We start from the raw sequence: 22578 nt of genomic DNA on the forward strand, positions 1-22578 counted from the left end.
CTGCATCCCCGCACGCCGATACGGGGTCCCCCTGGGGGCCGTCTCAGTCCGTGGACACATCCACCCTTGGATGGAGCCGAATCGGGCAGTCGTACGTCCATCCCTTGACGCCGAAGTACGAGCGACGGAGGTGGCAGTGCCATGGCCGGTTTCCGGAGTCTTGCGAGACAGGTCCGCGATCCGAGGGGCGATCTGGCCTTGCGCCGGTACTCACTGCGCAAATGCCTGGAGCGGTTCGCCCCGTACGGTCACCGGGCGACCTGGGATCATCTGTGCGCCCGGCACGGGATAGAGCCCGAGGACCGGGCCCCCGAAGCGGTGCGCCTGATCCGCGCACTGGAGGAACTGGAGGAGGCGCGGGCCGTCTGGCTCGCGTACGAGGCGGGCTTCGCCGAGCGGAGACGCCGTGAGAAACACGACGGGCTGCGACGGCCCGGCACATTCGACGACTGGCACCGGCGGACTTGGGGCGGCAACGGCATCGCGCACTGCGAGGATCCGGGGGTCCATCCCAGCGCGCCCCTGGCCGACGTCCTGGGACGGCTGATCGCGGCCCTGGGCAGGAAGCCCGGCGCCGCGTGCCCCGTCTGCACAGGAACCGGCATCGTCTGGCGGCAGGACCTGGACCGCGAACCATGGGCCGGTCCGGTCTGCACCGACTGCGGCATCGTGGTCCCCCGGCCCGCACTGACGGCGGGCGCGCTGGCCAGGGCCAGGGGAGCGCGGACGGGCAATCTGACGGCGTCCGCGGCCTGAGAACCCGAACGCGGGCGCCGGAACGACCGGCCGGAGCCGGGGCGCGCTCAGGAACGGCCGGCAGCGCCGCGCTCGGGCAACAGGCGCGACCCGGTCATCCGGTCACCGAAGACATCGTCAGGGTTGGACAGCACACAGGTCTCCAGCGACAGGCAACCGCAGCCGATGCAGTCGGTGAGGTGGTCGCGCAGCCGCCCCAGCTGCTTGATGCGTTCGTCCAGCTCCGAGCGCCACGCCCGGGAGAGCCGGGCCCAGTCCTCATGGTTCGGCGTGCGCTCCTCCGGCAGCTCGGCGAGCGCGTCCCGGATCGTGGCGAGCGGGATGCCCACCCGCTGCGCCGCGCGGACGAACGCCACACGTCGCAGCGCCTCCCTGGTGTAGCGGCGCTGGTTGCCGCTGGTGCGGCGGCTGCTGATCAGGCCCTTGGACTCGTAGAAGTGCAGTGCGGACACCGCGGCGCCGCTACGGGCGGAGAGCTGGCCGACGGTGAGTTCTTGGCATGTCTGCGGGATCTGTGGCACTCCTCCAACCCTAATGGGCATGCCTCGGCCGCGGCCGCCACTTCGAGAACCCGGCCGGTCCGTCGTTGACAGGGACGCGCGGCCCAACCATGCTGAGCAAGCGCTTAGACAGCGCCCCGGAGGGGCGACCGACGGCCGGAAGGCAGGGACCAGGAACATGGCAGAGCCGAAGATCTTCACGTCCGCACAGGAACTGCGGGACGGGGTGGGCGAGCAGCTCGGTCACAGCGACTGGCTGGAGATCGACCAGAAGAGGATCGACCAGTTCGCCGAGGCCACGGGCGACCACCAGTGGATCCACGTGGACCCGGAACGCGCCGCGAACGGCCCCTTCGGGACGACGATCGCACACGGCTATCTCACGCTGTCGCTGCTGCCGGTGCTCGTGCCCCAGATCCTGCAGGTCGAGGGCGCGAAGATGGGCATCAACTACGGGACCAACAAGGTCCGCTTCCCCTCGACCGTCCCGGTGGGCTCGCGGCTGCGCGCCACGGCGGTGCTCAAGAGCGTCGAGGAGGCGGGCGGCGGCGTGCAGGTGACCGCCCTCGTCACGGTCGAGCGCGAGGGTGGCGACAAGCCGGCCTGCGTCGCGGAGTCGGTCTCGCGCTACTACTTCTGAGCGGGGGTGCCGGCCGGGGCCCGTACGGAGTACGCCGGGCCCCCGGGGCGCCCGGCGTCACTTCCGGGCGCCCACCATGCGCAGGACGAGATCCGCGTAGAGGGTGCCGACCTCCTCGGGCGTCCGGCTTCCCTGCGCGCTGAACCAGCGCGCCACGTCGATGCAGAGCGACAGCACGGCGAGCGTGGTACCCGGGACGTCGGGTACGTCGAACTCGCCCGCCCGGACACCGTCGCCGATGATCCGGCGCACCGCGGCATCGCTCCTCCTGCGCAGGCCGACGATCTCGGCACGGTGCTCCTCACCGAGCGCCTCCAGCTCGTACTGCACGACCCGGGCCGTGGTGTGCCGCTCGGCGTGCCAGCTGACGAAGGACCGGACCGCGTCGGCGAGCCGCTCGGCCGCCGTGCCGTCCTTGTCGGCGGCCGTCTCCAGGAGGAGCAGGGCACGGTCGTGACCGATCCTGCTGATCCGGTGAAGCAGCTCTTCCTTGGTCTTGTAGTGGATGTAGAGCGCGGCCGGGCTCATCCCTGCCCGGCCGGCGATGTCACGGGTGGTGGTCGCGTGGTAGCCGCGCTCGGCGAAGGCCTCGACGGCCGCGAGGAGCAGCCGCCTCGCCGCCTCGGGCGTGACCTCGCTCCACGGCGTGTTGTCGCCGTCGGTCTCCTCCGCCGTGCTCATCGCCACGTGCCCCTTTCCGCTGGCAGGACGAACACCATACCGCGAACCTGAGCAAGCGCTTAGAGTGCCTGGGGGTGAGACGTCAGAGCTTCTGGAAGGGATCGTGCTCGGCGAGGATCTTCTCCAGCCGGGCCTGGTCGACCCTGCTGACGATCTGCCCCGCCTCCTGCCGGTCCCTGATGACCTTGGCGAGGGTGAAGCACGAGGTGACCAGATAGAGGACGCCGATGGCGAGGAAGGCCCGCACCCAGGCGTCGGCGTCGAGGAAGAAGATGCCGAGGGCCACCGCACCCATCGCCACCCCGAAGGAGAGGACGGCCTGACCGTAGAAGGCGGCGGTGCCCTGCTGCTTGACCGATGTTGTCTCACTCATGTCGCACAGCATGAGGCGCGGTGGCGTACGCGGGTATCCGCCGGCGTACTCACCCTGTACTCAGAAACGGGCAGGATCAGAAGGCGGAGACTCCCGTCAGCGCCCGGCCGATGATCAGCTTCTGGATCTGACTGGTGCCCTCGTACAGGGTCATCACGCGGGCGTCCCTGACCAGTTTGCCGACCGGGTACTCGTCGATGTAGCCGTAACCACCGAACACCTGCAGGGCGTTGTTCGCTGCGCGGACCGCGGCCTCGGACGCGAACAGCTTCGCCGTGGAAGCGGCCGTTGCGAAGTCCTGGCCGCGATCGATGAGATCGGCGACCCGCCAGGTCAGCATGCGGGCCGCGTCGACGTCCACGGAGATGTCGCTGATGAGCTCCTGGACGAGCTGGTAGCTCGCGATGGACTTGCCGAACTGCTCACGCTCGCCCGCGTAGCGCACGGCTGCGTCGAGGGCGGCCTGGGCGATGCCGACGCAGCCGGCCGCGACCGACATCCGGCCCTTCGCCAGAGCCGACATGGCGATGGAGAAGCCCTTGCCCTCCGGCCCCAGGAGGGTGGTGGCGGGGACGCGGACGTCCTCCAGCACCAGCTCGGCCGTGGCCTGGCCGCGCAGTCCGAGCTTGCCGTGGACGGTGCGCCGGGTCAGGCCCGGGCTGTCCGCGGGCACGAGGAAGGCGGAGACGCCCCGGTGACCGGGGGTGTCGTCGGTGCGGGCGAAGAGCAGGACGACGTCGGCCCAGGTGCCGTTGGTGATGAACATCTTGGAGCCGTTGAGGACGTAGTCGCCGCCGTCACGCACGGCCCTGGTGGTGAGGTTTCCGGCGTCGGAACCGGTACCCGGCTCGGTGAGGCCGAAGCAGCCGACGGCCTCGCCGGCGGTGAGCTCCGGCAGCCACTGCCGCTTCTGCTCCTCACTGCCCCAGGACGCGATGGTCTTGGCGACCAGGCCCAGCGAGACGGACACGATGCCCCGCACCGAGGAGTCGCCCCGGCCGAGCTCCTCGGTCACCAGGCAGTACGCGAGATGGTCGCCGCCGGAGCCGCCGTACTCCTCAGGGATCGTCAGCCCCAGGAAGCCGAGGGCACCCAGCTTCTTCACGATCGACTTGTCGACACTCTCGGCACGGTCCCACTCGACGACGTGCGGGGCGATCTCCCGCGCGACGAAGTCCTCGGCGAGCCGCCGGACGGCGTCCTGCTCCTCGCTCAGCTCCAGGTTCATCCTGCGACACCCCACTATAAATTAGCACTGCTAGTTTTCTGCTTGCAGGCCCTACTATGTGCCGCATGGCCCGACCGCGCAAGCCCCTCCTCAGCAGAGACCGCATCGTCGAGGCGGCGGGCACACTCGTCGACGCCGAAGGGCTGGACGCCGTCTCGACCCGCCGTCTCGCCGCGGAACTGGGGGTCAGCGGGCCCTCGCTCTACAACCACTTCCGGAACAAGGACGAGATCCTCGACGCGGTCGCCGACGCGGTGTCCGCACAGGTCGACCTGTCGATGTTCGAGGAGACCGATCCGCGCGACTGGTCCGCCGCCCTGCACGACTGGGCCGTCTCCTACCGGGCGGCGCTCGCCGCGCACCCGCACATCGTCCCGGTGCTCGCCCAGGGGCCCGGCCGCCGTCCGGCCGGCCTGCGGGTCGCCGACGCGGTCTTCGGCGCCATGGTCCGGGCCGGCTGGCCCCCCGCCCAGGCCACCTCCATCGGCGCGCTGATGCGCTACTTCATCACCGGGTCGGCGCTCGGCTCCTTCGCCCGCGGATTCGTCGACGACGAGACGGCGTACGACCCGGCCGACTACCCCCATCTCGGGCAGGCCCATCTGCTGGCCGACCGTCGGCAGCAGGTCGACGAGGGCGCTTTCGAGACCGGGCTGCGTGCCCTCCTGGACGGCCTCGCGTTCCAGTACGAGCAGAGGGCCGCCGGCCGCACGGCTCGGCCCGCGCCGAACGGTGCCTGACCCTTCCCGGGAGAGAGCGGCCCGGGCCACCCCTGCCGGACCGCGCGCCCCGTCGGCGCATCCGGACATCGAACCGGCGACGCGTGACGCGAGCTGACAATTCGGTGGGCCCCGAAGGATTCCCGGCCTACCGTCATGGCCATGACGACAACACCGACAGCGCGCCCTGCCGCGCCGGACGCCTCCGGACGTGACTGGCGCGCTCCGGCCGCCGCGTGCACCACGGTCATCCTGTGGGCCTCCGCCTTTGTCTCCATCCGCAGCGCGGGCGAGGCGTACTCGCCGGGGGCGCTGGCACTGGGCCGGCTCCTCGCGGGCACGCTGACGCTCGGCGCGATCCTGCTCGTACGCCGCGAAGGGCTGCCGGCGCGGGCGGCGTGGCCGGGCGTCATCGGATCCGGGCTGCTCTGGTTCGGGCTCTACATGGTCGTACTCAACTGGGGCGAGCAGCAGGTCGACGCGGGTACGGCGGCCATGATCGTTAACGTCGGGCCGATCCTGATGGCACTGTTGGGTGCCCGGCTGCTCGGGGAGGCGCTGCCGCGCCGCCTTTTGACGGGTATGGCGGTCTCGTTCGCGGGCGCCGTCGTCGTCGGCCTCTCCATGTCCGGCCACGGGAGTTCCTCGGTCCTCGGGGTGCTCCTGTGTCTGCTGGCCGCGGTGTCGTACGCGGGCGGGGTGGTCATCCAGAAGCCCGCGCTGCGACACGGATCCCCGCTCCAGATCACCACGTTCGGCTGTCTGATCGGTACGGTCGCCTGCCTGCCGTTCACCGGGGCGCTGGTCTCCGAGGCGGCCGACGCCCCGGTGTCCGCCACGCTGAACATGGTGTATCTCGGCGTGTTCCCGACCGCGCTGGCCTTCACCACCTGGGCCTACGCCCTGGCCAGGACCACCGCGGGCCGGATGGGTGCGACGACGTACGCGGTGCCCGCGCTGGTGGTGCTGATGTCCTGGCTGCTGCTCGACGAGGTGCCCGCGATGCTCACCGTCGCCGGCGGGCTGCTCTGCCTGGCCGGGGTCGCGGTCTCCCGGTCCCGTGCACGGGGCCGCGGCGCGGGAGGCGAGCCGGGGGGATCCTAGGGGCTCGGAAGACATGCCGGCCGAGGGCCGAACGCCCCGTACGCGGGGCGGGCCGTAAGACGTACGGCCCCGCCCTTGTACGGCCGGTCTGTGCCGTCGGGGTCAGAACACGACCAGCGCGCGTCCGCCCTTGCCCGCGATCATGTTCTCGAAGGCCGCCGGGATGCCGTCCAGCGCGATCCGCTCCGTCACCAGCATGGAGAGGTCGAACCGTCCGGCGCGGATGTGTTCGGCGAGGACCGGCAGGTCGCGGGCCGGGTCGCTGTTCCCGTAGACGCAGCCCGTGAGGGAACGGCCCCAGTGGAAGATCTCCAGGGCGTTGAAGGTCACCTGCTGGTCCTTGCCGCCGATGCCGACGACCGTGGTGCGGCCGCCGCGGCGGGTCGACTCCCAGGCGCCGCGGATCGTGGCGGGCCGGCCCACGCACTCCACGGCCACGTCCGCGCCCTGGCCCCCGGTGAGCTTGCGGATCGCGCGCGGTGTGGTGTCGGACGTGACGACGTAGTCGGTCGCCCCGGCCCGGCGGGCGAGCTCCTCCTTCTCCGCTGACACGTCCACGGCGATGATCTTCGATGCCCCGGCGATGCGAGCGGCCTGCAGGACGGCGAGGCCGACCCCGCCGATCCCGAAGACGACGACGCTCTCGCCCTCGCGGACCTGGGCGCAGTGGTGCACCGCCCCGTATCCGGTCAGGACCGCGCAGCCGAGCAGCGCGGCGTCGGTGAGCGGGACGCCGGCCGGGGCGGGCAGCACGCAGTTCGCCGCGACGACGGTCTCCTGCGCGAAGGCGGCGACGTTGAGCCCGGGGTGGAGCTCGGTGCCGTCGGCCGTACGGGCGTGGATGTTGGCGGCGCCCTTGAGCGCGTCGGCGCAGAGCCACACCTCACCGATCCCGCAGTGGAAGCATTCCCCGCAGGACGGCGCCCAGTTGAGGACGACCGGATCGTCGACGGCGACGTGGGTGACGCCCTCGCCGACGGCGAGCACCGTGCCCGCTCCCTCGTGGCCGAGGACGGCGGGGACGGGCAGCCGCATGGTGCCGTTGGTCAGGGACAGGTCGGAGTGGCAGACGCCGGCGGCGGCGAGACCGATGCTCACCTGGCCGGGGCCGGGCTCCGGGAGTTCGATGTCGGTGATCTCCAGGGGAGCTCCGACGGCGGGCAGTACAGCGGCGCGGACCACGAACAGACTCCTCGGTGGATCGGCGTGGGGATCAGAACTGGAGGGACTTGGTCTGGAGGTACTCGGAGAGGCCGTGCGGGCCCAGCTCGCGGCCCACCCCCGACTGCTTGTAACCGCCGAAGGGAGCCAGGGGGTTGAAACGTCCGCCGTTGATGTCGACCTGCCCGGTGTCCATGCGGCGGGCGAAGGCCACGGCTTCCTCGTCGTCCGCGCCCCAGACGGCACCGGCCAGCCCGTACACGGTGTCGTTGGCGATCCGCAGGGCGTCGTCCACGTCCTCGTAGCGCAGGATCGAGAGCACCGGGCCGAAGATCTCCTCCTGCGCGATGGTCATGCCGGGCGTGACGTCGGCGAACACGGTGGGGCTGACGTAGTAGCCCTGGTCCTTGGGCGCCTCGGGGCCTCCCGCGACGAGCCGGGCCCCCTCCTCGATGCCCTTCTCGATGTAACCCCGCACCCGGGCCTGCTGCTTGGCGTTGACGACGGGTCCGACCCGCACCCCGGGGACGTACTTGGCGACGGCCGCCGCGGCGAGGTCCACGGCCTCCTCGTACCGTTCGGCGTCGACCAGCATGCGGGTCCAGGCGCTGCAAGTCTGGCCGGAGTTGGACATCACGTTGGCCACGCCCACGTTGACGGCCTTGGCGAGGTCGGCGCCGGGCAGGATCACGTTGGCCGACTTGCCCCCTAGCTCCAGCGCGACTCGTTTGACCGCCGCTCCCGCGGTGGCCCCGATCTGCCTGCCGACGGCGGTGGATCCGGTGAAGGAGACCAGGTCGACGTCCTCGTGCTCGGCGAGCGCCTGGCCGGCGACCGCCCCGATACCGGTGACCAGGTTGAAGACGCCGGCCGGCAGGCCGGCTTCCTGGGTGGCCTCGGCGAAGAGCTGAGCGGTGAGCGGGGTGTCCTCGGCGGGCTTCAGGACGACGGTGCAGCCCGCGGCCAGCGCGGGGGCCACCTTGGCGACGATCTGGTGGAGCGGGTAGTTCCAGGGCGTGATCGCGCCGACGACGCCGACGGGCTCCAGCAGGACGGTGGAGTTGCCCAGCTTCTCCTCGAAGGAGTACGAGGCGGCCAGCTCGGCGTACGAACCGGCGACCAGCACCGGCACACCCGCGTGCACCATCTGGGACAGCGGCAGCGGCGAGCCGAGCTCTGCGGTGACGGTCTCGGCGATCTCGTCCCTACGGGCGGCGAGCACGTCGCGCAGGGCGGCGATCCTCGCTGCGCGCTCGGCGGGCAGGGTGGCCGCCCAGCCGGGGAACGCGGCGCGTGCGGCGCGTACCGCGGCGTCGACGTCCTCGGCGGTGCCCGCCGGGACATGACCGATGACCTGCTCGTCCGCCGGATTCACGACCGCGATCGTGTCCTCGCCCGACGCGGGCCGCCACTCCCCGCCGATGTACATCCCGTCATGCGCCTTCATGGCTGTCCCTCCCGGGCTCGCTGTGCCTGCCGCCAAGCCGTGCGTCGTACGGACGGATGCCGTCCCGGCCCCAAACTAGCGCTGTTAGTTTTTCGGCGCCAGGGAACGGCTGGAGACACAGGTCACGCACGGACCACGGCAACCGTCACACGCCGGGCCGGGGGATGTCCCGGGACGGGCGGCACCCGGGCGTCAGAAGTGGCTCGGGACGCCTCGCGTCAGGAGGAGTCCCGCTCGGCACCGGGGCGTTCGGCACGGGGATGTTCGGCACGGGGATGTTCGGTGCGGGGCTCGGGTGCCGTGGGTGCCGGATCCGCCGTCGTCGCCCTCGGCCCGCCGCCCCGCAGGCCGAGAGCCGCCGCACCGACCAGCAGCGCGCCCAGCATCACGAACGGGGCCGCCGTGCCCGCGGCTCCGGCGATCAGCCCGGCAGAGGCGGGGGCCGCGACCTGGCCGAGCCGGTTGCCGGTGAGCCTGAGGGCGAGCGCGGTGGAACGGGCCGCCGCAGGTGCCGCCTGGACCACGGTGGTCATCGAGAGCGGCTGGCCGACCCCCAGGCAGAAGCCCAGCGCCGCGAGCATGACGGCGAGCCCCCACACCGGGACGGGCAGGGCGATGGCCGCGCAGAGCAGGCCGCCGAGCAAACAGGTCGTGGAGAGCAGGGCGGTCCTGCCGACCCTGCGCAGCATCGGTGTCATCACGAGCCGGCAGGCGATGGTCGCGGCGGCCCGCAGGCTGAGCAGCAGGCCGACGGTGGCGGGCGCGATACCGCGGTGGTCACCGACGACCGGCAGGTAGGCGGTGAGGATGTCGGTGGCGCTGAGCACGGCGAGGCTGATGAAGATACCGGCGGGGACTCCCCGGGTGCGCAGGATGCTGCCGACCGGCACCTTCCCGGCCGTCTTCCGGGACGGACCGGCGGCCCCCCGGTGCTCTATGCGCCACAGCGAGGCGAAGGAGACCGCGGCGACGACCCCCGAGACGAGCAGCGCGAGGGCACTCGTGCGAGCCATCGCGCCGTCCCGCTCGGAGATGAGGTAGCCCGCGGCGATCGGCCCGGCGAGCTGGCCGAAGGAGGCGCCGATGGTGAAGTGGCCGAAATTGCGGTCCTGTTCGGCAGGGGCCGACTGCCGGGCGACGAGCGACTGGGCACCGATCACGAAGCAGAGGTGACCCAGGCCCATGACCCCGCTCCAGGCGGCCAGCACCGGGAGCGAGCCCGCGGTGCCGCTGAGCGCGCAGCCGCCGCCGATCAGGACGACCCCGACGGGCAGCAGCGGAGCGCAGCGGCCGTGATCGGTCCGCCGGCCCAGCGGTACGGCGGCGAAGAGCGGCAGAAACGCGTACACACCGGCGATGACGCCGATCGCGCGCTCGTCGGCACCCAGCGAGAGAGCCCGGTAGGAGACGGCGGGCCGCGCCATCGACACCGCTCCCTGCGCGAAGGCGAAGGCGATGACGAGGCGCAGCAGCCAGCCCCTGCCGGGCCGTGGTTCAGGAGGCATCAAATGAGCCCGAAGAGAATCCCGGCACCGAGGACCACCAGCGAGGTGAGGACGGCCCACTTGACCGTGAACCGGGTGTGGTCGCCGAACTCGACCTTGGCCATGCCGACCAGGACGTAGACGGCGGGCACGAGCGGGGACGACATGTGCAGCGGCTGTCCCACGATAGAGGCACGGGCGACCTCCAGGGGGGAGACGCCGTGGGCGGCGCCGGCCTCGGCAAGCACAGGCAGCACTCCGAAGTAGAAGCCGTCGTTGGACATGAAGTACGTGAGGGGAAGGCTCAGCACACCGGTGACGATGGCCATGTGGGGGCCCATTCCGTCGGGGATCGCCCCGACGAGCCAGTCCGCCATGTGTTCGACCATACCGGTGCCGGTGAGCACGCCCGTGAAGACGGCCGCGGCGAAGACCATGCCGGAGACGTTGAGCACGTTGTCGGCGTGGGCCGCGATCCTGGCCCGCTGGTCGGGCATGTGGGGGAAGTTGACGGTGAGGGCGAGGGCCGCGCCGAGCAGGAAGAGCACCGGGATCGGCATGAGTTCCAGGATCATCGCGGCCAGCAGGGTGATGGTGAGGCCGGCGTTGAACCAGTAGAGCTTGGGACGGAGCGTGGACCTGTTGGGGTCGAGGCCCTTGAACTCCTCGTCCTCCTCGTCGCCGCCTGCGACGCCGTCCGCGCCGCCTGTGCCGCTGCCGCTGCTCTTCGGGGCCTTCGTGAGCCGGTCGCCGCCGCCCCCGCCGACGAGGACGGTCTCGGGCTCGGTCACCAGCGCCTCGTCGAGCGTGAGCATGCCGAGCCGCTTACGCTCGCGGCGGCCCAGGACACAGGCGAGAAGGATGACGGCGAGAAGGCCTACGGCGAGGGCCGGGATCATCGGGACGAAGATGTCGGCCGCGTCGACCTTGAGGGCGGTGGCCGCGCGGGCGGTGGGCCCGCCCCAGGGCAGGGTGTTCATGACCCCGTTCGCGGTGGCGGCGACGCCGGTCATCACGACCAGGCTCATCTTCAGCCGCTTGTAGAGCGGATACATCGCCGAGACCGTGATCATGAAGGTGGTGGAGCCGTCACCGTCCAGCGAGACGATCGCGGCCAGCAGCGCCGTGCCGATGACGATCCGCATCGGGTCGGCCTTGCAGAAGCGCAGGATCGCCCGGACGATCGGATCGAAGAGGCCGACGTCGATCATCACGCCGAAGTAGACGATGGCGAACATCAGCATCGCCGCGGTCGGCGCGAGGGTGCCGACCCCTTCGATGACGTAGTCACCGAGCTTCGCGCCCTGCCCGACGGCCACGCAGAACAGGGCGGGGATCAGAACCAGCGCCGCGATCGGCGACATCTTCTTCATCATGATCAGGACCAGGAAGGTCGCGATCATGGCAAAGCCGAGGATTGTCAACATATGGGATACCTAACGTTCACCTTTGAACTCTCACCGATGCCGGCGGTCCGGATGACGTTAGGGGCCCTGAAGCAGCGTTAACAAGATGTTGACGTGTGAGCAATACGAGCAAAACCCCAGGTCAACGACTTGGCGCTACGGAGACGGGAACCGCGTTGAGCACCGCGGTACCGGACAGCGGGTCCAGGAGTGTGCCGTCCAGGAGCTGGTTCACGTTGACGCCCGGCTCCGCTCCGGCGACCGACATGCGGGTGCCCGCGCGGCTGTGGCCCCAGCCGTGCGGGAGGCTCACGACCCCGGTGCGTACCGAGTCGGTGATCTCGGCGGGCGCCTCGACCTCACCGCCCGCCGCGGTGATCCGGACAGTGCCGCCTTCGGCGATACCGATCCGGGCAGCGTCGTCCGGGTGGATCTGCAGGGTGCAGACGTTCGAGCCACCGCGCAGTGCGGCGACGTTGTGCATCCAGCTGTTGTTGGACCGCAGATGACGGCGGCCGACGAGGACGAGTCCGGCGGGCCGCGCGCCGAGCGACGCGCGGAGCCTGGGCAGATCGGCGGCGATCGGTGCCGGGAACAGCTCGATGCGGCCGCTGCGGGTCCTGAGCACCTGCGGAACGCGTGGCTCCAGCGGGCCGAGGTCGATGCCGTGCGGATGCGCGAGGAGCTGCTCCAGCGTGAGCTCGTACGGACCGAGGCGCAGCATCAGGTCCAGGCGGCGTTCCGCGCCGGTGCGGCCGGTGAGACCGTCGGCGAGCGACTCGGGGGCCCCTGACCTGGCGAGTGTCGTGGCGATGACCAGGTCGTCGACGGCCTCGGGCGGCGCGCCGTGCCTGCCGCCGACGGCGAGGACGAGCCGGGCGAGGATCTCGTTCTCGTCCATCCGCCCCTCCTCCAGCGGCACGGCGGGGCGGCTGTAGCGGACCTGGTTGCGGACGGCCAGGGAGTTCAACGCGAAGTCGAAGTGGGCGCTCTGCGAGGGCGGCGGCGGGGGCAGCACGACGTCGGCGTGGCGCGCGGTCTCGTTGAGATACGGATCGACGCTGATCATGAAGTCGAGGCGGTCGGCGAGTGCGCGGTCCAGCCGGTCCCCGTCGGGGGCGGAGAGCACCGGATTGCCCGCGACGACGATCAGCGCCCGGATCCGGCCTTCTCCCGGCGTCTCGATCTCCTCGGCGAGCGCGGCGGCGGGCAGTTCGCCCTTGGCCTCCGGGTGCCCGGAGACCCGGCTCCTCCAGCGGCCGAGGGCGAACCCCTTCCCCGGGGCGGCGGCGCGGGGGGCACGGGCTGTGGCGGAGAGCGGGAAGAGCGCACCGCCGGGGCGGTCGAGGTTGCCGGTGAGGATATTGAGTACGTCGACGAGCCAGCTGGCCAGGGTGCCGTGCTCGACGGTGCAGCTGCCGATGCGCCCGTAGACGGCCGCGGCGGGGGCGGCGGCCAGTTCGCGGGCGATCTCCCGGATGGTGTCCGCGTCGAGGTCGCAGGCGGACGCCACCGCCTCGGGGGTGAAGTCCGCTATGGCTTCGGCCAGTTCGTCGTATCCGTCGAGGTGCTCGGCGAGTGCGCCGGGATCGGTGAGCTTCTCCTCGACGAGGACCTGGGTGAGCGCGGCGAGCAGCAGGGCGTCGGTGCCGGGCCTGATGGCCGCGTGCCGGTCGGCGAGGCGAGCGGTGCGGGTGCGGCGCGGATCGATGACGGTGAGGGTGCCGCCGCGCCGGCGGAGCGCCTTGAGCTTGCCCGGGAAGTCGGGGGCGGTGCACAGACTGCCGTTGGACTCCAGCGGGTTGGCGCCGATCAGCAGCAGGTGAGCGGTGCGGTCGAGGTCCGGCACGGGGATGGCGTTGGCGTCACCGAAGAGCAGCCCGCTGGAGACGTGCTTGGGCATCTGGTCCAGGGTGCTGGCGGTGAAGACGTTGCGGGTACCGAGCGCGGAGAGCAGCAGCGACGGGTAGAGCCCGCCGGCCGTCGTGTGCACGTTGGGGTTGCCGAGGAAGACTCCGACGGCCTGCTCGCCGTGTTCCTGGATCAGGGCCGGGATCTTCGCGGCGATCGTGTCGAACGCCTCGCTCCAGGTCGCCTCGCGCAGGACGCCGTCCGTGCGGACGAGCGGCGTGCGCAGCCGGTCGGGGTCGGCGTCGAGGCCGCCGAAGGAGGCGCCCTTGGGGCATATGAAGCCTCGGCTGAAGATGTCCTCGCGGTCACCGCGGGCACCGGTGACCTCGGTCCCCTCGATGGTGAGGGTGAGTCCGCAGGTGGCCTCGCAGAGCGGGCAGACACGCAGAGCGGTACGGGATTCGTGGGACATGGGCCCTCCCCGGGGCGGCGGCAGCGTTGGCGCGCGGGCGTGAGCCGTGCTCCCGCGGCGCGCTCGGCGGGCGCGGGCTCCCGGCGAACCGAGCATACCGACCGGTACGGATGCTGGCGAGGTGCCGGAGCCACCGATTGCGCCGCCGCTCCCACGGGCTACGCGAGGAACCGTTCATGCGCCAACCCGCTCATTCGAGAACCCGCGCGAGATACGCCTGGAGCAGGACCCGGGTCTCCGCAATCAGGTCCGGGTCGCCCGCCGCGTCGGCACGGAAGGCGAGTTGGAGCAGGGCGTCGGCCGCCTGCACGCAGACCAGGACCGTGCGGAACAGAGCAGCGTCGGAGGCGGCCCCGTCGCGGCCGTGGCCGAGATGCCCGGAGAGCAGCTCGGCCAGGCGCCCCGCGACAAGGCGGTTCACCTCGTCGACCGACCCGGTGACGGGCGCAGGAGGGCCGAAGTCGACGAGGGCGAAGCCGGGGACGGAACGCTTCATCGCCAGGTACTCGTCGAGCACGGCGTCGATGGCCGCACGCCATTCCCGCTCGGGTATCACTTCGAGCCTGGCGACGACCCGTCCGGCATAGACCTCCAGGTTGCGCTCGGCCAGGGCGTCGACCAGCGCCCTCTTGTCGGTGAAGAAACGGTAGACGGAGCCGATGGGCACACCGGCCCGGTCGGCCACCGCCCGGGTGGAGAGCTGCTCGTAGCCGGTCTCGTCGAGCAGCGCGGCGCCGGCGTCGAGGATACGGGCGAGACGGTCGGCGCTGCGCTGCTGCACGGGGACGCGTCGAAGGTTCGTATGAGCGTGGGACACGGCCCCATCATGCCCGCATGCCGTTGACGAGCCACGTTTCGATTCCTACGGTGATCCACAGGATTCTTCGTCAGGGGATCCATGGGATTCCTCATCCACCGGGAGCGCATGATGAGCGGCATCGAGCAGGCGAGGAAAACGGCGGAGGGTCTCGGCCACCTGTCCGGCTTCGGCAACGAGCACAGCTCGGAAGCAGTCCCCGGGGCACTGCCGCACGGCCGGAACTCGCCTCAGCGCGCTCCCCTCGGGCTGTACGCGGAGCAGCTCAGCGGCTCGGCCTTCACCGAGCCCCGGGCGCGCAACCGCCGGTCCTGGCTCTACCGGATCCGGCCCTCGGCCGCCCATCCCGCCTTCGTCCGCACCGACAACGGCACCCTGCGCACCGCCCCCTTCTCCGAGACGGTTCCCGACCCCAACCGGTTGCGCTGGGACCCGCTCCCCGACCCCGCGGCCGGCACGGATTTCCTGACCGGCCTGTGGACGCTGGGCGGCAACGGCGACGCCACGCAGCGCGCCGGCATGGCCGTGCACCTGTACAGCGCGAACTCCTCCATGACGGACCGGGTGTTCAGCGACTCCGACGGCGAGCTCCTGATCGTTCCCGAGCGCGGCGGCCTGCTGCTCCGCACCGAACTGGGCCTGCTGGCCGCCGGGCCGGGCCAGGTGGCACTGATCCCGCGAGGCGTCCGCTTCCGCGTCGAGCTGCTGGACGGCACCGCCCGGGGTTACGTCTGCGAGAACTACGGCCGGCCCTTCGTCCTCCCCGACCTGGGTCCGATCGGCGCCAACGGGCTGGCGAACGCGCGGGACTTCCTGGCGCCCGTCGCGGCGTTCGAGGACCGCGAGGGTCCGGTCGAGGTGGTCAACAAGTTCTGCGGGAACCTCTGGTCGGCGACGTACGGCCACTCGCCGCTCGACGTCGTCGCCTGGCACGGCAACCACACGCCGTACGTCTACGACCTGCGCCGCTTCAACGCGATGGGCACGATCAGCTACGACCACCCGGACCCGTCGATCTTCACGGTGCTGACCTCTCCGTCCGATACCCCGGGGCTCGCGGGCGTCGACTTCGTCGTCTTCGCCCCGCGCTGGCTGGTCGGCGAGGACACCTTCCGCCCGCCGTACTTCCACCGCAACGTGATGAGCGAGTACATGGGACTGATCGAGGGCGCGTACGACGCCAAGGCGGGCGGCTTCGTGCCGGGCGGCGGCTCGCTGCACAACATGATGTCGGCGCACGGCCCGGACCGTGCGACCTTCGACCGGGCGAGCGCGGCGGAGCTGGAGCCGCAGAAGATCGACGACGGTCTGGCCTTCATGTTCGAGAGCCGCTGGCCGGTCACGGTGACCGCGCAGGCCGCGGGTTCGGACCGTCTCCAGCGCGGATACGACGACGTGTGGCAGGGTCTGAGCCGCAACTTCCGGCCGTGAGACCGCACTGCCGGCCGCACCGCAGAGAGCTCAGGTGAACCGGATGGATCAGGTGAACGAGGCGAGTCGGCCCGGCTTCGCCCCCGACTCCCTGGTGCTGAACCGGAAACTGCCCCTGTGGTACCAGGTCTCCCAGTCCCTGCGCGCCTCCATACTGGGCCGCCCCCAGGACGCCTCGACACGGCTGCCCACCGAGGAGCAGCTCGCCGCGCACTACGGCGTCAGCGTCCTCACCATGCGCCAGGCCCTCAAGGAGCTGGAGAGCGAAGGGCTGATCAGCAGGCACCGCCGGCGCGGCACGTTCATCGAGCCGCGCGCCCGGCGCGTGTCGCCCGTCCGGCTGCTGGGTTCGATCGACGCGATCGTCGCCCAGCAGTCGGGCGAGCGTACGGCCGTGCTCGGCCACGGCCGGACGCCCGTCCCCGGTGATCTCGCCGAGTTCTTCCCGGACTGCCCCGAGGTGGTCAGCTACCGGCGGCTCCGCTGCGACGAGGGGACGGGCGAGCCCACCAACTGGGCGGAGAACGCGGTGCGCCCCGAGCTCGCGGCCCGGCTCGACGTGGCCGATCTGGAACGGTGGCCGATGACCAAGGTGCTGCGCGACGCCGTCGGGGTGCGCATCTCCCGGATCACGGACACCGTGGAGGCGCGCCTCGCTGACCCCGTCACGGCCGAGTTGCTCCAGGTCCCGCTGCTCAGCCCGATCCTGCACTACACCGGCGTGACGTACGACGAGGACGGCACGGTGGTGGACGTGGCACGCATCCGCTACCGGGGCGACCGCTTCACCTTCTCCGTGACCGTCGACGCGCACTGACGGCGGAGCCGCGACCGGCGGTCGTTACGATGCCGAGAGGCGGACGTGGCGACGGGAGGACGACACGGTGGCAGCACGGGTGGCGGCCGGAGCCGGCGGGGGCGACACGCTCCCCCTGCTGGACGACCTCATGCCCTGGTCGGTGCGCCCCCTGAGAACGGGGCGTCCCTGGGTGACGGCCCCCGACGCCGCCTCGCTCCGAGCCCGCTGGGACCTGCTGGTACAGGCGGAAGGCGCCGAGCAGGAACGGCTGTTCCGGCCCAGCCGCTCCCGTACGCCGCTGACCCCGGCCTCGGCACTGCCGGGCACCTCCACCGGTACGAGTGCGTTCGCACGCGTCCCGGGCCCGTATCCCGGACCGGTACGAATCGTGCACGGCCCCTTCGACGAACAGTGGCTGATTCCCGACCAGCGGCTGCTCGACGCGGCCCGCCCCGAGCTGTGGCGGGTCGCCGACGGACACCAGCTCTTCGCCGTCGAGCACGGATTCGTGCCCCAGGACAGCGGTCCCGCCCTGTCCGCGACCACGCTGCTGCCCGACGGGCACTCCCCCGCCGGACGTCCCGGCCGGATACGGCCGCTCTTCCGGCGGCCGGGCGGACGGGAGCCCAATCTCGCCCCGGGTCTGGCCGCTCTGCTGACCGCCCGGTACGGCGTACCGGTCACCGCCGCGTCCGTCCTGGCCTGGATCCTCGCCGCCTCCCTGCCCTCCCCCGCCGGTCCGCTCGTCCCGCTGCCCGCCGAGGGCGCGCTGTGGGCGGAGGGCGTGGAGCTCGGCCAGGAGCTGCTGCGGATCCAGCTGCGCGGCGCGCACGGCGGGGAGCGCCCCCGCCTGCCCGGCGGCCGGCGCCCGTACGTGCGGGCCCCGGTCCCGGCCCGGCCGGACGGCCTGCGCTACGACGCCGCCGGGGAGGCGATCCTCCTCGGCGAGGGACGTGTCTCGCCCGTGCCCGTGAGTGCCTGGGACTTCCGGGTCAGCGGGGTACGCGTGCTGGAGCTCTGGATGGAGCGCCGTACGGCGACGGCGGAGGGCCTGGCGGCGGTGGGACCGCGGGGCTGGCCGCAGGAGCGGACCTCGGAGCTGCTGGAACTGATCACTGTCCTGACGCTGCTCGCCGAGCTGCGGCCCCGGCAGCAGGCACTGCGGGACCGGCTGGAGCAGGCGGGCGCACTCACCCGGGACGGGCTGCGTACAGCCGGGCTGATTCCTGTCCCCGCGTCGGCGCGGCTCCCCGCGTCCGTACTGGACCATCAGGAGGAGGGGCCGGAGGGGCAGTTCGCGCTGTTGTGAGACGGCGCACCGCACTCAGGGGTGCGATGGAAGGGTCGGCCCGTGATGAGGGCGGCGGGGGGGACCGGCGCCGATGGGTGCCGTACCGGCGCTGGGGAACACACCGACGCAACGCTGCCGGCCCTGGGGATGACGGACGGGCGGACAGCAGCACTGCGCCGGAACGGAGTGATCGTGGACGCGGCCCTGAGCGGAGGGCCGACCGGTCGTGACAGCCGTCGGTCAGCGGCGGCTGCCCAGGAGCGAGCGCCGCAGTCGCCGCAGGGGGGCGAAGAGCGAGACGCGCGCGCTCCTGCTCCTGCGGGTGTGCGCGGCGTCGCGCGAGGTGAGTTCGAGCATCAGCAGCGTCGCTTCCGCCGACTCGCGCTGCGGAACGGCAGGACCGCCCAGCACTGCGAGGTGGCGGTCGAGGCGCGAACTGGTCGCTCCGCTCCCCCATGTAATGGCAGGCACACGCGGCCTGCTGCGCACCGTTATCTGTTCCATGTCACTCCCCACCCGTACGAGGGCACCCGGCCCGGGCAGGTTAACCCTATCGTCCCGCGATGACACTCGTGTATCCCGGCCGCTGGATCGCACACCCGTACACGGGGGCTGACGGCCCGTTACCGGTCCTGTCGGTTCGGGCGCGGGTTGCGTTAGCTTGGAGGGACTTCGTCCGTACTGCGCAACGCTTCTGATGGAGAATCACCGATGAGCGAAGCCCCGGGCACCGGACGTGTGATCGCGGATCGTTACCGCCTCCTGGATCCGCTGGGCGAGGGCGGGACGGGCATCGTGTGGCGCGCCCGGGACGAGGTGCTGGGGCGCGAGGTGGCCGTGAAGGAGGTACGGACCCCGTCGGCCCTGCCCGCCGCCGAAGCCGAGCGGCTGCACTCCCGACTGGAGCGGGAGGTCCGGACGGCGGGCCGCGTCTCGCACCGCAATGCCGTCGCCGTCCATGACGTGGTGAGCCAGGACTCCCGGCCCTGGATCGTGATGGATCTCATCCGCGGGATCGCCCTGTCCGACGTACTGGGCGCCGACGGTCCGCTGCCCCCGCGGCGTGCGGCCCGGGTCGGCGCGGAGCTGCTCGCGGCGCTGCGCGTCGCCCATGAGGCCGGGGTGCTGCACCGCGACGTGAAACCCGGCAACGTGCTGCTGGCCAACGACGGGCGGGTGATGCTGAAGAACTTCGGCATCACCCCGTCCGAGGAGTCGTCCGGCCTCACCGGGACGGGTGAACCGATCGGCTCACCGGAATATCTCGCACCCGAACGCACGCTGGGGCGCACGCCCGGGCCCGAATCCGACCTCTGGTCACTCGGGGTGCTTCTGTACACCGCCGCCGAAGGGCGGGAACCGTTCGGACGGAACACCCCACAGGACACCCTGCGGGCGGTGCGCGAGGAGGAACCGCCACCGCTGCGGAGAGCGGGCGCGCTCACCCCCGTCATCGAGGGGCTGCTGCGCAAGGATCCGGCCGAGCGGCTCACGGCCGGGGAGACGGAGCGCCGGCTGCGGATCCTGGCCGCGGGCGGGACCGGATCGCCTGACGGCGGGGCCGCCGGCCCGCCGCTCCCCCCGGAGAGCCTGACCGCAACAGCTGTCTCCGGGGGTTCCGGACCGGCCACGGACCCGCCGGAATCCGCCGCGCACATGAAGCGCAGGGGGGTTCTGGTGACCCTCGGGGCCGCTGTCCTGCTCATCGCCGGAGGCCTCGTCTGGGCCCTGACGGGTGACGGCGACCCGGACGAGAGAGGTGGCGGGAAGGCCGCGACGGGCGTAGTCGCGTCCTCGTGACGCACGGGGAGGGGCCCGCGGGACGGAGCCTCCTCCCCGGCGGCCGGCCGAGCCGACGCGTTGCGCTACGGCACGGTCAGGCCTTCGAGCTGAGGACGGGCAGATAGCCGCCGGACTGACCTGCGGCGGTCGGGTGGTAGGACTCCCCGATGTTGAGCCAGTTCACGCTGTGCAGCCAGGCGCTGCCCGAGCAGATCTCGTGCCCGGCGAATGTCGAGGCGACATCGCCGAAGGTGAAGCCGTGATCGGCCGCACGCTTGGCGGTGGCGGCGTTGAGGTAGTCGGCGGCGCCGTTGATGGCTGAGCGTTCCTTCTCGCTCAGACCGGCGGCACAGCTGCCGCCCAGCTTGTAGAAGCGGGGGTATCCGAGGACGACGACGTGGGCCGAGGGCGCTTTGACGCTGATCGCCCCGTACACGGAATCCAGCTTGCCGGGGAGGGTCGAGTCGACGTAGGCGCGGGCGGTGGCGATCCGGCCCAGGCAGGTGGCCTCGGGCTGCAGGACACAGGTGGTCATGACATCGGCGAACCCTGCGTCGTTGCCGCCGATGGAGATCGAGACGAGATCGGTCGCGGAGTTCAGAGGACCGAGCTGACCGGCCGTGACATCGCCCGTCCGGGCCCCTGAGCACGCGGTGAAGGCGAACGAGGCGGGCTTGTTGGCCGCCTTCCAGAGGGACGGGTACGCGCGGGTGCTGCGCTTGCAGTCGCCGCTCGCGCTGTCGTAGCTGCCGGCACCGACACCCGACGAGTACGAGTCACCCAGGGCGACATAGTCGACGGGCTCTGCGGATTCCTGGGCCTGGGCGACGCTCACGCCGGTCAGAGCGAGAACGGTACCGAGCAGGAGAGAGGACGAGAACGCCACGAGTCTGGACATTTTCATGGGACCTCCTTGGGCAGGATCTCTGCCAACTCCGTGGTAGCAGTACAGACATGAGTTCCGGAAGTGTGCATGCCAAGAAGCTTCGGCGGTGCCACCCTGCCGCCCTCCCGGCGTTGCGGCACATCAAAAAATCCGGCATTCAGGGCACAGGGGGGCCTAGTCGCCGATGCGGATCATCAGCCGCAAGACGGGGCAATCGCGGGCAGATGCGCCGCCCGCCCCGGCGGGCGGGGTCGTCGCGCCGGCAGGAGCGGGCGGGGTCGTCGCGCCGGCAGGAGCGGGCGGGGTCGTCGCGCCGGCAGGAGCGGGCGCCACGCCGGCACTCGCCGGACTCGATTCACCACCGCACTCCCCTTTCACGCTCTTTCACCTCTTCACGACCGCCAAGTCGCCGCCGGGCAGCACCGGCACGGAATAGCGTACTGATCATTTTCGTATCCGCACTGATCAATACCTTTCGACACGCGCCCCGAATACCTCGAAGGTCCCAAGGACCCCAGGCGCTCCAAGAATAGGAAGCGTCAATTCCGTGGCGGCATGCGACAGTTCCACCAAAGTCCGAAAAGGACGAGACGTCATCGCATGTCTTGCCATACAGTTCCAGTCATTAATACCGTTGTAGATCAACCCGTAACGGTCCATCACGCAGGCGGCTCCAGGGGAGGGCTCAGGCAGCCGCGGTGGATACCGGAGCGGGGCGCGGTAGGGGGGTGCCGTGCTCAGTGACCGGACTCGTTCGAGCCGGTCGCCGCGCGGCCAGTTGTGCCGGCTCATCCAGCCAGCTCGGAGTGCCATGCCGTCATGGCCGGGATGAGAACCCCCCTTTCGAACCGGACCTTTATCCGGACAGCCCGGGGGCGGGCCGTCCACCGGACGAGAGGGAAAGACTCATGAGTTCAGTTCTGCCTTCCTCGATCAGACCTGCCGCCGAAGAGACCGAAGCCGCTCGCATGGAGAGCGCATACCGGCCGATCTCTTCCCATCTCGCCATAGCGCCGCCGGTAAGTGTCGTGATCCCCGCCATGAATGAGGCGGAGAATCTTCCCTATGTGTTCAACACCCTGCCCGACTGGATTCATGAAGTCGTGCTCGTGGACGGGAATTCGACCGACGACACCGTCCGGGTCGCCCGTGAACTCCGGCCGGACGTCGTGGTCGTCAAACAGGTCGGCAAGGGCAAGGGGGACGCCCTGATCAGTGGCTTCGCCGCCTGCACCGGCGAGATCATCGTGATGGTCGACGCCGACGGCTCGGCGGACGGGGAGGAGATCGTCAGCTACGTCTCCGCCCTGGTCGGCGGAGCCGACTTCGCCAAGGGTTCGCGCTTCGCCAACGGCGGCGGCACGGACGACATGACGCCCGTCCGCAAGCTCGGCAACCGGGCGTTGTGCACGGTGGTCAACCGAAAGTTCGGGGCCCGTTACACCGACCTCTGCTACGGGTACAACGCCTTCTGGAAGCACTGCCTGGACAGGATCACCCTGGACTGCACCGGCTTCGAGATAGAGACCCTGATGAACATCCGGGTGGTCAAGGCGGGCCTCAGGGTCCAGGAGGTGCCCAGCCACGAGTACAACCGCATCCACGGCGTCAGCAATCTCAGCGCCGTGCGGGACGGACTCCGGGTGCTCAGGGTGATCCTCACGGAGAAGCGCGTGCGCCGCGGCGGGCGCCGGACGGCGGCCGTTCCCGCCGTCATCGGCCGGGGGCAGGTGCTGTGAGCTCACGGCCA

General features: G+C 71.2%; 21 protein-coding genes. 9 read left to right on the forward strand and 12 right to left on the reverse strand.

What is annotated here, in order from left to right:
- Positions 1-141: 141 nt before the first annotated feature.
- The gene (locus tag ACWD04_RS21795) at positions 142-756 is read left to right on the forward strand and encodes a hypothetical protein (RefSeq protein WP_451134318.1); all 615 of its coding nucleotides are present in this window, start codon (positions 142-144) and stop codon (positions 754-756) included.
- A gap of 47 nt (positions 757-803) precedes the next feature.
- Here the strand turns inward: ACWD04_RS21795 and soxR are convergent, their stop codons facing one another.
- On the reverse strand, positions 804-1277 hold the full coding sequence (gene soxR, locus ACWD04_RS21800) for a redox-sensitive transcriptional activator SoxR (RefSeq protein WP_451134320.1): 474 nt from the start codon (positions 1275-1277) through the stop codon (positions 804-806).
- Positions 1278-1434: 157 nt separating this feature from the next.
- Here soxR and ACWD04_RS21805 point away from each other — a divergent pair, with 157 nt between their 5' ends.
- Entirely contained in the window at positions 1435-1896 is a 462-nt protein-coding gene (locus tag ACWD04_RS21805) for a MaoC family dehydratase (RefSeq protein ID WP_451134322.1), read from the forward strand.
- 57 nt (positions 1897-1953) lie between these two features.
- On the opposite strand, the gene ACWD04_RS21810 is transcribed toward ACWD04_RS21805, so the two are convergent.
- The 3 genes from ACWD04_RS21810 to ACWD04_RS21820 all read right to left on the reverse strand — a co-directional run bounded on the left by ACWD04_RS21810 (position 1954) and on the right by ACWD04_RS21820 (position 4178).
- Positions 1954-2577 carry a TetR/AcrR family transcriptional regulator gene (locus ACWD04_RS21810; protein ID WP_451134324.1) on the reverse strand — a complete coding sequence of 208 codons (624 nt, stop codon included), beginning with the start codon at positions 2575-2577 and terminating at the stop codon, positions 1954-1956.
- Between the two features lie 82 nt (positions 2578-2659).
- The gene (locus tag ACWD04_RS21815) at positions 2660-2950 is read right to left on the reverse strand and encodes a YiaA/YiaB family inner membrane protein (RefSeq protein WP_451134326.1); all 291 of its coding nucleotides are present in this window, start codon (positions 2948-2950) and stop codon (positions 2660-2662) included.
- 76 nt (positions 2951-3026) lie between these two features.
- On the reverse strand, positions 3027-4178 hold the full coding sequence (locus ACWD04_RS21820) for an acyl-CoA dehydrogenase family protein (RefSeq protein ID WP_451134328.1): 1152 nt from the start codon (positions 4176-4178) through the stop codon (positions 3027-3029).
- A 65-nt stretch (positions 4179-4243) separates the two neighbouring features.
- Between ACWD04_RS21820 and ACWD04_RS21825 the strand changes: the two genes are divergently transcribed.
- Positions 4244-4918: a TetR/AcrR family transcriptional regulator gene (locus ACWD04_RS21825; protein ID WP_451134330.1), complete on the forward strand. Its 675-nt coding sequence runs from the start codon at positions 4244-4246 to the stop codon at positions 4916-4918.
- Positions 4919-5059: 141 nt separating this feature from the next.
- Positions 5060-6001 carry a DMT family transporter gene (locus tag ACWD04_RS21830; RefSeq protein ID WP_451134332.1) on the forward strand — a complete coding sequence of 314 codons (942 nt, stop codon included), beginning with the start codon at positions 5060-5062 and terminating at the stop codon, positions 5999-6001.
- A 102-nt stretch (positions 6002-6103) separates the two neighbouring features.
- Here the strand turns inward: ACWD04_RS21830 and ACWD04_RS21835 are convergent, their stop codons facing one another.
- The 6 genes from ACWD04_RS21835 to ACWD04_RS21860 all read right to left on the reverse strand — a co-directional run bounded on the left by ACWD04_RS21835 (position 6104) and on the right by ACWD04_RS21860 (position 14639).
- The gene (locus tag ACWD04_RS21835) at positions 6104-7183 is read right to left on the reverse strand and encodes a zinc-binding dehydrogenase (protein WP_451134334.1); all 1080 of its coding nucleotides are present in this window, start codon (positions 7181-7183) and stop codon (positions 6104-6106) included.
- A gap of 31 nt (positions 7184-7214) precedes the next feature.
- Positions 7215-8609, reverse strand: coding sequence for an aldehyde dehydrogenase family protein (locus ACWD04_RS21840; protein WP_451134336.1), 1395 nt, complete (start codon positions 8607-8609; stop codon positions 7215-7217).
- Positions 8610-8827: 218 nt separating this feature from the next.
- Positions 8828-10114 carry an MFS transporter gene (locus tag ACWD04_RS21845; RefSeq protein WP_451134338.1) on the reverse strand — a complete coding sequence of 429 codons (1287 nt, stop codon included), beginning with the start codon at positions 10112-10114 and terminating at the stop codon, positions 8828-8830.
- Positions 10114-11520: a CitMHS family transporter gene (locus ACWD04_RS21850; protein ID WP_451134340.1), complete on the reverse strand. Its 1407-nt coding sequence runs from the start codon at positions 11518-11520 to the stop codon at positions 10114-10116. Before ACWD04_RS21850 ends, ACWD04_RS21845 begins: the two co-directional genes overlap by 1 nt.
- A 121-nt stretch (positions 11521-11641) precedes the next feature.
- On the reverse strand, positions 11642-13822 hold the full coding sequence (locus ACWD04_RS21855) for a molybdopterin-dependent oxidoreductase (RefSeq protein ID WP_451134342.1): 2181 nt from the start codon (positions 13820-13822) through the stop codon (positions 11642-11644).
- Between the two features lie 190 nt (positions 13823-14012).
- A complete protein-coding gene (locus tag ACWD04_RS21860) occupies positions 14013-14639 on the reverse strand; it encodes a TetR/AcrR family transcriptional regulator (RefSeq protein ID WP_451134344.1) in 627 nt (208 codons plus the stop codon).
- 111 nt (positions 14640-14750) lie between these two features.
- On the opposite strand from ACWD04_RS21860, the gene hmgA reads away from it, so the two are divergent.
- The 3 genes from hmgA to ACWD04_RS21875 all read left to right on the forward strand — a co-directional run bounded on the left by hmgA (position 14751) and on the right by ACWD04_RS21875 (position 18178).
- Entirely contained in the window at positions 14751-16070 is a 1320-nt protein-coding gene (gene hmgA / locus ACWD04_RS21865; RefSeq protein ID WP_451134501.1) for a homogentisate 1,2-dioxygenase, read from the forward strand.
- Between the two features lie 43 nt (positions 16071-16113).
- Positions 16114-16887, forward strand: coding sequence for a GntR family transcriptional regulator (locus tag ACWD04_RS21870; RefSeq protein ID WP_451134346.1), 774 nt, complete (start codon positions 16114-16116; stop codon positions 16885-16887).
- 67 nt (positions 16888-16954) lie between these two features.
- Complete coding sequence (locus ACWD04_RS21875) at positions 16955-18178, forward strand: type ISP restriction/modification enzyme (RefSeq protein WP_451134348.1); 1224 nt, start codon at positions 16955-16957, stop codon at positions 18176-18178.
- 222 nt (positions 18179-18400) lie between these two features.
- Here ACWD04_RS21875 and ACWD04_RS21880 read toward each other — a convergent pair whose 3' ends face one another.
- Positions 18401-18664, reverse strand: a complete 264-nt coding sequence (locus tag ACWD04_RS21880; RefSeq protein ID WP_451134350.1) for a hypothetical protein — start codon at positions 18662-18664, stop codon at positions 18401-18403.
- 207 nt (positions 18665-18871) lie between these two features.
- Here ACWD04_RS21880 and ACWD04_RS21885 point away from each other — a divergent pair, with 207 nt between their 5' ends.
- On the forward strand, positions 18872-19960 hold the full coding sequence (locus ACWD04_RS21885) for a serine/threonine-protein kinase (RefSeq protein ID WP_451134352.1): 1089 nt from the start codon (positions 18872-18874) through the stop codon (positions 19958-19960).
- A 76-nt stretch (positions 19961-20036) separates the two neighbouring features.
- On the opposite strand, the gene ACWD04_RS21890 is transcribed toward ACWD04_RS21885, so the two are convergent.
- Positions 20037-20846 (reverse strand): SGNH/GDSL hydrolase family protein, encoded by an 810-nt coding sequence (locus ACWD04_RS21890; RefSeq protein ID WP_451134354.1) that lies wholly within the window; start codon positions 20844-20846, stop codon positions 20037-20039.
- A gap of 950 nt (positions 20847-21796) precedes the next feature.
- Here ACWD04_RS21890 and ACWD04_RS21895 point away from each other — a divergent pair.
- Complete coding sequence (locus ACWD04_RS21895; RefSeq protein ID WP_451134503.1) at positions 21797-22567, forward strand: glycosyltransferase family 2 protein; 771 nt, start codon at positions 21797-21799, stop codon at positions 22565-22567.
- The last annotated feature ends 11 nt before the right edge of the window (positions 22568-22578 follow it).

This window comes from Streptomyces sp. NPDC002911, from assembly GCF_053591835.1.